The sequence below is a fragment of the bacterium genome (assembly GCA_021158245.1).
GTDB lineage: Bacteria > Zhuqueibacterota > QNDG01 > QNDG01 > QNDG01 > QNDG01.
The window spans coordinates 1-10,180 of sequence record JAGGVB010000071.1 but is presented as its reverse complement, the minus strand read 5'-3'; the positions used below and the strand labels follow the sequence as shown (position 1 = coordinate 10,180).

Below are 10,180 nucleotides of genomic sequence, written 5' to 3'. Positions count from 1 at the left end.
TTTGCATTATCAAAAGCAAGAGGAGACTGGGTTCTGTTTGTTGATGCAGATGAAGTTGTCACTGATGAGCTGAGAGAAGATATTCTTGCCAGAGCAGGAAAAGAAAAGTATAACGGTTATTATATGAACCGTAAGAACCACTTCCTTTCCCAGCCTGTAAATCACTGCGGGTGGGCACCGGATTTTGTAATGCGCTGCTTTAGAAAAGATAAGGTAGCGATTCCTGAAACGGATATACATGAAGGCTTTAAAGTAGATGGAGAGACAGCACAACTTAAGGGTAATCTGCTTCACTATTCATATAACTCCATAAGTGAGTACTTCAGAAAGATGAACAGATATACCTCCCTTGAAGTTGAAGATAAACTGAAGAGAATCGGCAATAAGAAAATTCACTGGTATGATATTTTGTTACACAGCTTATCAAGATTTTCAAGAATGTATTTTACCAAAAAAGGTTATAAAGACGGGATAACAGGCTTTTTTGTCTGTTTTTTCTCTTCTGTGTATCTGTTTGTCCTCTATTCTAAAATGTGGGAAAAACAACAAACAATAAAATTTAAAAGAGGTAAAGAAAATGGTAAATGAGAAGATCAAACAAGCGGTTGCAATCCTGAAAGAGAAGGATGTGGACATGTGGCTTACTTTTGCAAGAGAGACTTCTTCAACTCCTGATCCGGTTCTGGACCTTATTCTCGGTACTAACTGTACCTGGCAGTCTGCATTTATCATCACAAAAGAGGGCAGGACAGTGGCAATTGTAGGCAGCCTTGATGCTCAGAATATCAAAGATCATGCAGATTATGAAATTATTACGTATATTGATTCAATTAAAGAACCTCTTGTAAACATTTTTAAAGAGATTGATCCCAAAAGGATAGCAATCAATTTTTCCGAAGGCGATGTAATGTCTGACGGATTGAGCCACGGTTTGTATCTGAATCTCACAAAATATCTTGAAGATACTCCATACACAGAAAGATTTGAATCCAGTGCGCCTGTCATCTCCGCTGTACGCGGGCGGAAATCTTCTGCTGAAATAGAAAAAATTAAAAAAGCCATAGATATTACTCTGGAAATTTTCGATGAGGTTACAGGTTTTGTTGTCGCAGGCCATACTGAACAGGATGTACACCAATTTATAAATGAGAGGATGGATTTCAGAGGATTGGGCCCGGCATGGGATTCGGAACAATGCCCTGCAGTTTTCACAGGGCCTGAAAGTGCAGGTGCACATGCAGGCCCGACTAACAGAAAAATTGAGCCCGGGCATATAATGAATATAGATTTTGGTGTAAGGTATGAAGGATATGTTTCAGACCTTCAGAGGACCTGGTATTTTCTGAGGCCTGATGAGCAGGAAGCGCCTGATGAGGTAATCAGAGGCTTTGAGACAATAAGGGATTCCATACAGGCTGCTGCAAAAGCTCTCAGGCCTGGTGTGGAAGGCTGGAAAATTGATGAAGTGGCAAGGAGCTATATCGTAGAAAGAGGATATGAGGAGTTTCCTCATGCACTCGGGCATCAGGTCGGCAGAAAGGCTCATGACGGTGCAGGTTTGTTATGCCCCAAATGGGACAGATACAAGGATCTTCCCTTTCTCAAAATTGAAGCAGGCCAAGTCTACACAATAGAGCCCAGGCTTAATGTCAAGGGTTATGGAGTTGCTACTATGGAAGAGATAGTTGTTGTAACAGAATCAGGCTGTGAATTCCTTTCAAAACCGCAGGAAAAACTCATTCTTATCCATTAATAGGAAGGAGATAGTAGAAATGCGCGGAATAATCCTTAAAACCTTAATTCTTTTTCTGTCAGTAATTTCCTGCATCAGTGCAGTTTCTCCTGAAAAGGGTACAATAAGGGGGGCTGTGACGGATAAACAGGGAAATCCTGTAGTAAAAGCGCATGTAATGTTAATGTCAACAGTAATCGGAGGTGTAACTGATAATAATGGAACTTTTACACTAACCGGTGTGCCTGAAGGAGTATACAGTCTTAAAATCAAACATATAAGTTTTTCGGAAAAAATTATCTCTCCTGTAATTATCAGATCAAAGCAAATTGCCGAGCTTGGAACAATTGTTATGAATTTGCAGGTACTCAGATCTCCCGGTATATCCGTAACAGCAACACGTTCGGAACGAGGGGTTACGGATATTTCCCAAGCGGTAAATCTCATCACTGAAAATGCAATACGTGAAAGGAATCAGAAAACATCAGCAGAGGTGTTAAGGGATGAGCCCGGAGTATTTGTACAGAAAACCAGCCATGGTGGCGGATCCGCAATTATTAGAGGTTTAAGCTCTAATCAGATACTTCTTTTAGTTGACGGAATCCGTATGAACAACTCTACGTACCGCCTAGGAAATCACTCCTACCTGACTATGATAGACTATTTTACTCTTAATCAAATAGAGGTTGTACGCGGCCCTACTTCTGTAATGTACGGCAGTGATGCTTTGGGAGGAACAATCAATGCAATTACAAAGGATGTAGTTCAGGGTGAAAGTAAGAGTGGAATAGGTTATCGTGTTTTCGGAAGATGGGCATCAGCAGACAATGAAAGAACTTCCAGGGTTGATATGTCATACAGTGGAAAACGCATTGGTATGCTGGGAGGAGTAAGCGTTAAAAAGTTCGGTGATCTACGTCGGGGAGTAAAGAATTCCTTACCTGAGCTTGAACATTCTGTAAACGGACCTGTTCAGAGCCCGTCAGGGTTTGACTGTCTTGACTGGGATTATAAATTAATTTCATATCCTTCTGAAACAACAAAATTAATCTTTTCCTCCCAGTATACAAAAAAATCAAACCTGCCGCGTTATGATAAATATGAAAATGACGGATATTATTTGTGGCTTTATAATCCACAGAAGAGGCACTTGTCATACCTCCGGCTGGAGAAGAGTCTTAATAATCTGTACGTTTCTTCTCTGCAGGTAACTGCTTCTATGAACATACAGGATGAAGGCAGAAAGAAGCAGAAAAAGCCGGAATCATCAATTACAAAAGAGTGGGTAGGAGTGAAAACAGGGGGATTTTCCGTACAGCTTAGATCATTTTTTAATAAGCATTTTTTGACCTACGGTTCAGAGATATACCATGATTTGATTAATGCTGAAAGATATAAACAGGATCCTGTGACGTTTGTATCACAAAAAGACGAACAGGCAAGATATCCTGACGGTGCTGTTTATACAAGCATAGGCGCTTATCTTCAGGATGAAGTAAATATCAGTGGGCGCCTGAAGAGTGTAACAGGTGTAAGATTGAGCAGGTTTTACACAAAGTTTTCTCTCCCTGCTTCAAGTCCCATAACAGACATTTTTGGAGAGACAATATCTCAGAATTTTCACGCATTAACAGGTAGTGAAGGACTGATCTATAAAATGAGTGATGGCGTATTCCTGAATTGTAATTTTGGGCAGGCCTTTAGAGCTCCTAATTTAAGTGATATCTCAAAACTCGGTGAGTCAAAAGGCAATACATTTGAGATACCTAATCCGGAATTAAGACCGGAATCAATGACCAGCTTTGATACAGGTGTGAAAATTGAAAAGAAAAATGTGTCTGCAGAAGTATCTGTTTACTATGCAAGTGTCAATAATTTAATTGCAAGTGCAGATGCTGTTTACGGAGGATCATCAGTGATTGAGAGGAACTCCATACTTTTTAAAGTAAAATCAAAGCAGAATACAGGCAGGGCATATCTATGCGGCGTTGAGTCTGCATTAAATTACAGGAGCGATATAATAGATGTGTTTTCCAATTTAACGATGCCTTATGGGTGGAATGTGACACTTGGGGAACCGGTTGGAGGGATACCGCCTTTATTTGGTTTATTTGGCGCACAAATTAATATGACCGGATGCTCAATTGAGTGGTTCGTACGGTTTGCAGCAAAGCAGGATAAACTTTCTTCTGATGATATGGATGATCCTCGTATTCCTGTGGGAGGCACTCCTGGATGGGTTACTGTTAACTTGCGTGCAAATTACAATATCCCTCATATAGGTGAAATAATGTGCAGTATTGAAAATATTTTTGATGTGAATTACAGAGAACATGGTTCCGGTATTAACGGGCCCGGACGAAATTTTATTATCAGCATTGAGATCAGAAAGTAAACAGATACACCGGATTTTAAATTGGTTTGGAAAAATAGGAGCAATGAATTCTTATAAAGTTCATTGCCCCTTAATATTTAGATATCACTTTCCTGAATTGTAAGTTCATGAATCTTTTTGTCGATAAGTTGTGCGTCTTCGTCTGATTTTGTTATTACAACGAGGGTGTCAACGCCTGCAATTGTAGCGACAATTTCCGGCCAGTTGATATCGTCAAGGCAACGTGATAGTCCGGCTGCGTTGCCAAGAATAGTTTTCATTACAAGAAGATTATTAACCACTGTGGTTTCCTGCAGATAGTCGAGTACTTCCCGTTTTAAGAGAACACCTGTCCTGAAACTGTCGCGTTCTCTGGTCTGCAGGAATTTGAATCTGCCGTTTTTTCCCCGTACTTTAATAATTCCCAGCTCTTTCAGATCTTTTGAAAGAGTGGATTGGCTTATTTTAATGCCCTCTTTTCTTAATTCAGTTAAGAATTCCTGCTGTGAACCAATGGCTACAGTGTCCAGCAATTTTTGTATAAAGAAGTGCCTGTTTTTTTTCCCCATTCAATGGTTCCCTTTGCTAAAAATGAGTTACATAAAAAAGCTTTACTTCTCTTGAGCTGCCTGCAATTTTATCGCCGTTTTCAAGGACATTTCTCATGTCAAATTCTATAAAGAGCTGCTGGGCAAAAACCCACCTGATTCCAAAATTAAGATATCCTTTGCCGGATCCCACTGCATTATCGCTGTTGTCATTTATTGCAGTGTTATATTCAGCTAATAAGACCAGCTCTTTATTAAGCTGTTTATGACATCCGAAAAAGACGTTGGGGTCCTTGTCTCCGTCATTTGTCTCTGTACTTATATTTATCCCTCCGTGAATTCCCAATCCTCCGAGGAAGGAAGTATTTTTACTGGCAACTGCATAAAATCCGAGAGATTTCACTGAATAGCGTTTTAATTCCGAATTGTATGCGCCGTATCCCTGAGAATTGAAGCCTATCTCAATTGAAGGGAAGAGAAATCTCTCTTCAAAAAGGAGATATCTTACTTCTACTGCCGGCTGAGGGTTAAGATTAATGTCACCGGTTCCAACAATATTTTCTCCTCCGTAAGAGACTCCAAGTGCAAAACGCGGACTGAGGCCAATTAGTATTGATCCGAGTAATCCTCCGTTTGAGTACATTCTCAGGCTTGATTGAATCTGCCCCCTGTCAGGAATATTTGCAGCAGGTGTGTCTATCAGTATCCCCAGTTTCAATGCCCCTGACTGGGCCATAATAATTGCAGGGAAGATAATCAGTGCTATTACTAATGATTTTATTTTCATATCCTTAATCCCTTACCTATGTAATATTTGCATGTATAAGAAAAATAACGGAATTTACCTTTAAAGTCAAGAAAAGATTGATAAGCATAAATTGAAAAAGCCCGGATAATAGTATCAGGGCTTTTTCAACATTGATTATTTTTAAAAAATTACTTTCGCCTTCTTGCAGGACTGGATTTACTTGAAGAAGAACTCCTCGTTCTTGTAGATGAAGAAGATGAAGAACGGCTTGAAGGCTTATAAGTAGATCCCCTTGATGAAGAGCTTCTGGTCCGGGAGATTGATCCGGATGACCCGGACGAAGAACGCCGTGTTCGCAGGCTGCCTGATGAAGAACGGCTTTTCCTGTTTGCCGTATATCTGCTTTTTGATGATTTACCGGTTCTGCCGGAACTTCTGTCTTTTCTTATTCTGGGCCCGTGTGAGAAGAGCGTCCTTGAGTTTGATGATAATGCAGATATCTTTTTTTCTGAATCATTAGAACGTTTTCTTATTCTTCTGCTTGAAGATGCAGATGAAATACGGTTTGAATTGCCGGTTTTTGATATCCTGCCGTTTCTTCCCGGACTTGTTGTTACAGAAGGATTGTATGTGTTTCCGGAAAAGGATTGTCTCCTGTTAAACGAACGTCTTTTATCAGGAGTGTATGAGTAGTATCCGTTCCAATATGCATAATAGGGATCAGTGTAGTTCCAGTAGTAGCCTGGATAGTACATGCCCCATCCGGAATAAGGGGAGTAGAAGTTAGAGTATCCGTAAGTCCATGGATCATAGAACCAGGGGTCATTGTATCTCCAGAAGTATCTGTTCCATGAATTGTAGGTGTACCAAGAAGGAGATGCCCATAAGGGATCATACCAGTCATATCCGTACCAGAAATCTCCGTAGAGGTAGTGGTCACGAACAATTCTTTCTGTGTCATCGTAGTAGCTATCATCGTATGAGTTGTCATATGTATCGTAATCGGAATAATCGTTGTAAGGTTCTTCAGTCACGGAATAGCTGTCATTTCCCGCAGTTCGGGAGCTGTGCTGCTGTATCATAACCTGAGTATAACAACCATAGAGGAAAAAACTGATAATAATTGTTAAAATGAGGAAAAATGTTAAACGTTTCATGGCTGTTCCTCCCTGAAGGGTAAAATCCCCGCCCTTCAAATTTAGTTTTTCTGCTCTATATATTATACGAAAAATCTTATCTGCCGGTTCCAAAGATAAAAAGCCGTTATATTAATTAACGGCTTTTATAGTTGTATAGAGAATAAAAAAAATTAAAGGGATTGAATACTTATAAATTTTTTATCCCCTTTTTTTTCAAAAACAACACGGCCGTCACTTTTAGCAAAAAGTGTATCATCTTTTCCGCGCCCGACATTGAGGCCCGGATGAAATTTTGTACCTCTCTGCCTGACTATTATATTCCCTGCTTTAACAACCTGTCCGCCGTAGCGTTTAACTCCCAGCCTCTGGGCATTACTATCTCTTCCGTTTTTGGAACTACCAACACCCTTTTTATGTGCCATTGTAAATACCTCTGTATATTACTTTTCTTCTTTTTTTGTTGTTTTAGCAACTGGTTTTTTAGCTGCTGTAGTATTTTTTTTCTCTGAAGTTTTTGTTTTTGCTGCAGCAGGTTTTTGTTTCGGTTTTACTTCAGTAGTTTTCGGCTTGGATTGCGCTGCAGCCGGTTTTGTTTTTGGTTCCGCTTCAGCGCCGATCTTATCAATCATGATCTCAGTATATTCCTGGCGGTGGCCGCGGAATACTTTGTATCCTTTACGCCGTTTTTTCTTAAAGACCAAGACCTTCTTGTCTTTCCCATGTGAAAGCACAGTTGCTTTTACAACTGTTTTTGCAACAACCGGTTTACCAACAGTAACTTTGTCATTATCAACAACCAACAGGACTTCTTTAAAGTCAACTTTTTTACCGACTTCCGTATCAAGTTTATTGACACGTAGTTTCTGGCCTTTTGTTACTTTGTATTGTAATCCGCTTACTTCAATAATAGCGTACATATTTTGTCTATCCTCCAAAATTCATAACCAATATGCAAGACTTAAATATAAAAAATATAAAAAATCAAGTCAAGCTAAATTCTGCAATTATAGAAAAAGAATTCCAACCCCGGAAACAGCTATTATTGCTCCAATGAGTTCCTTTAGAGTGACTTTTTCTTTAAAAAAGATTACTGAAGGCCCAATAATGAAAACAGGTACAATTGACATTATAGTAGATGCAATACCAGTTGCCGTATGCTGGACTGCAAAAAGAGAGAGAGACACTCCTATAAATGGCCCGAAAAATGCACCAAGAAAGGTTATTTTCATAGCGTTAATATTTTTTACTGCTATTATAATGTTTTTGGTTTTTCTGGCAATAGTAATAATCAGTGCAAAGGCTATAGTTCCTGCAATACCCCTGATAAGAGCAGCATTAATGGCTGAATCGCTGGCAATTCCATATTTACTTATAACAAGCCCTACAGCCTGAAAGAATGCACTGCCAAATGCTAAAAGAATCCCAATACCTGAATGAGTGAACTTTATGGATTTTTCATCTGAAGATTTCTGAAAAATAACAATTGAGACACCTGCAATGGTCAGAATCATTCCGATAAAATCAGCGGGGTTAAGCCTTTCTCCGAGAAATATTCCGCCTATTAATGCTGTAATGGGAGGAGAGAGCGCCATCATCAGCATTGAGATTCGTGCTCCTACAACTACAAAAGCCTGAAACAGCAGAAGATCACCTATTCCATAACCTACAATCCCGGAAATTGTCAGCCAGAACCAGACATGGCCGGAAGAGTGGAGAGGGATAAATGTACCTTTTGTAATAAATAAAAAGATAGAAAGAAGCCCAACACCCATTACAAGCCTGATAAAATTAAGGCTCAGAGATCCTATCTTTTTCCCTGCGTATTCAAAAGACAGAGCTGAAACTGTCCAGCAGAATACTGTAAGCAGTGCTGCAAATTCACCGATATGAGAATGGGGCATTAAGCAACCTTTTCTATTTTTTTCAGAATGATGTCAGTCTTTTCTTTGCCAGTGTGGCAGGTTTCAGAATTTTGTAGACAGGCAGGGTCTTTAATCTTGATCCCCATTCTGTTACAAGGTATCTGTCAAAAAAATTCCATGCTACAAGGCCGTCGTTGCTTTCAGGTTCCAGAAGGTACGCTGCAAGACTGCCGAGTTTCTGGCCTGTCGGAACAAAAATGGTTCCCTTTTGAAAGACTTTTTCTACTGTTGAAAATTCGCCCTTTATTTTATGCATATAGTGCCCCTGATAGGGGAGTTTGGAAGCTTTCAGATACTGTATTTTAAAAGTTTGCACTTTAAGGGTAACAGGCTCTGTGAGTTTTTCGACAACAAGCCCGTGCTTAAGCAGTTTTTTCACAATTGTTTTACTGAAAACAGGAATCAAATAGCCGAAAGGCAGCCTGACAGATTTTTTTGATGTGTACTTACAGAAGTAGGGCATGTGATAAGTTTTTCTTTTATCAAGTTTTTTGATTCGGGGATATACGTTTTTACGTTTTATGATTTCATATTCGTAGCCCTGTAGTGTAATCTTTTTATCATACGCCTCCATATTATATTTTACTATAAAAGAATCAGTCGGAGCAGGATTTAATCCTCTTTCAACGGTCTTTTTGTCAGCATTTGAAATGAGGTTGATAATTTCACTTTTATGTTGTTGACAATACTCAAGGGAGGAAGATACAAGAGCATAGGCACCCTTAATCCTGGTTTTGAAATCCGCATGTGTGTAGTTTTCGTCAAGAATTGCAAGGCGGTTCCTCAACCCTGTATAGTTTGTAATATATCGTACCTCAGGGCCTGCCGGCACCCATCCTTTTTCAGGGTTTTTGTAATCCATGAAATTACCGTAAACAACAGACAGAATATTGTAGTTTTTTTCCATCATTGTTTTAACCTGCGGCATCATTGTACGGCGCATATAGTCAACAATACTTAAGTCGCCATTCGGGTTAAAGCCCCAAACGTATGTTACGGGCTCAATGTGGTAGGAACCGTTTGTAGTGTGGCAGTCAATCAGCAGAGCAGGATCCCACTTGTTCAGTACCTTTGACACAAGGGCATTTACTTCAGGTGATTCAAGTTTCATAGCGTCCCTGTTCAGATCCAGTTCCTGTCCGTTGAACCTTACTCCGCATTCTTTCGGGCCGTTCTGGCTGTCGCGGTTGGTAGCGTTAAATTTTTCATTCCCGTCTGCATTAAATATAGGAGCTATTAAAATAACAAGATCATTGAGCATTGAAAGCTTGCTGCCCGTTGTAATATCCCTCGCAAGAGCCAGTACTGCCTCTTTGCCTTCAACTTCACCTGCGTGTATGTTTGCTTCGATATAAACTGCCATTCTGCCGTCATACCGAAGATCCGAAGGTGATGAAGGGACAGGGTTGCCGAGAATTATCAGAGGAACGTCTCTGCCTTCGGCACTTGTACACAAAGTCTGTACGCTTATGTAAGGGCTTAATTTTTGAAGCTCTTTAATGAAATTCATCACATCTTTATAAGTAGAGGTTTTTGCGTAGTTTGTTTTTTCTGCGGTTGTTAAAGGTTTTAAATTATTGTCTGATGCATTTGCCGAGTATACGGAAAGTAAAAGAGATATGCCCAGCACAAATTTGAATAAGGTTTTCATCTCGGATCTCCCTGTTTTGTAAAATTGTTTCGAAACCATTTTATACGGGTTTTTTTACAAATTGTT

At 39.7% G+C, this 10,180-nt stretch carries 10 protein-coding genes; 3 read left to right on the top strand and 7 right to left on the bottom strand.

Features of this window, described 5'->3' with window-relative positions:
* The 3 genes from J7K93_04555 to J7K93_04545 all read left to right on the top strand — a co-directional run.
* On the top strand, positions 1 to 588 hold a 588-nt coding region (locus tag J7K93_04555), incomplete at its 5' end, for a glycosyltransferase family 2 protein (GenBank protein ID MCD6116265.1).
* The gene (locus tag J7K93_04550) at positions 578 to 1,753 is read left to right on the top strand and encodes an aminopeptidase P family protein (GenBank protein MCD6116264.1); all 1,176 of its coding nucleotides are present in this window, start codon (positions 578 to 580) and stop codon (positions 1,751 to 1,753) included. The genes J7K93_04555 and J7K93_04550, both read left to right, overlap by 11 nt.
* 19 nt (positions 1,754 to 1,772) lie before the next feature.
* Positions 1,773 to 4,127: a TonB-dependent receptor gene (locus J7K93_04545; protein ID MCD6116263.1), complete on the top strand. Its 2,355-nt coding sequence runs from the start codon at positions 1,773 to 1,775 to the stop codon at positions 4,125 to 4,127.
* A gap of 77 nt (positions 4,128 to 4,204) precedes the next feature.
* Here J7K93_04545 and J7K93_04540 read toward each other — a convergent pair whose 3' ends face one another.
* The 7 genes from J7K93_04540 to J7K93_04510 all read right to left on the bottom strand — a co-directional run bounded on the left by J7K93_04540 (position 4,205) and on the right by J7K93_04510 (position 10,114).
* On the bottom strand, positions 4,205 to 4,675 hold the full coding sequence (locus tag J7K93_04540) for a hypothetical protein (protein MCD6116262.1): 471 nt from the start codon (positions 4,673 to 4,675) through the stop codon (positions 4,205 to 4,207).
* A gap of 16 nt (positions 4,676 to 4,691) precedes the next feature.
* Positions 4,692 to 5,441 carry a hypothetical protein gene (locus J7K93_04535; protein ID MCD6116261.1) on the bottom strand — a complete coding sequence of 250 codons (750 nt, stop codon included), beginning with the start codon at positions 5,439 to 5,441 and terminating at the stop codon, positions 4,692 to 4,694.
* Positions 5,442 to 5,590: 149 nt separating this feature from the next.
* Positions 5,591 to 6,559 carry a hypothetical protein gene (locus tag J7K93_04530; GenBank protein MCD6116260.1) on the bottom strand — a complete coding sequence of 323 codons (969 nt, stop codon included), beginning with the start codon at positions 6,557 to 6,559 and terminating at the stop codon, positions 5,591 to 5,593.
* A 152-nt stretch (positions 6,560 to 6,711) separates the two neighbouring features.
* Positions 6,712 to 6,963: a 50S ribosomal protein L27 gene (gene rpmA, locus J7K93_04525; protein ID MCD6116259.1), complete on the bottom strand. Its 252-nt coding sequence runs from the start codon at positions 6,961 to 6,963 to the stop codon at positions 6,712 to 6,714.
* An 18-nt stretch (positions 6,964 to 6,981) separates the two neighbouring features.
* Positions 6,982 to 7,458, bottom strand: coding sequence for a 50S ribosomal protein L21 (rplU, locus tag J7K93_04520; GenBank protein ID MCD6116258.1), 477 nt, complete (start codon positions 7,456 to 7,458; stop codon positions 6,982 to 6,984).
* Positions 7,459 to 7,545: 87 nt separating this feature from the next.
* Positions 7,546 to 8,442: a DMT family transporter gene (locus J7K93_04515; GenBank protein ID MCD6116257.1), complete on the bottom strand. Its 897-nt coding sequence runs from the start codon at positions 8,440 to 8,442 to the stop codon at positions 7,546 to 7,548.
* A 22-nt stretch (positions 8,443 to 8,464) separates the two neighbouring features.
* Positions 8,465 to 10,114, bottom strand: a complete 1,650-nt coding sequence (locus J7K93_04510) for a hypothetical protein (protein MCD6116256.1) — start codon at positions 10,112 to 10,114, stop codon at positions 8,465 to 8,467.
* Positions 10,115 to 10,180: the final 66 nt, after the last annotated feature.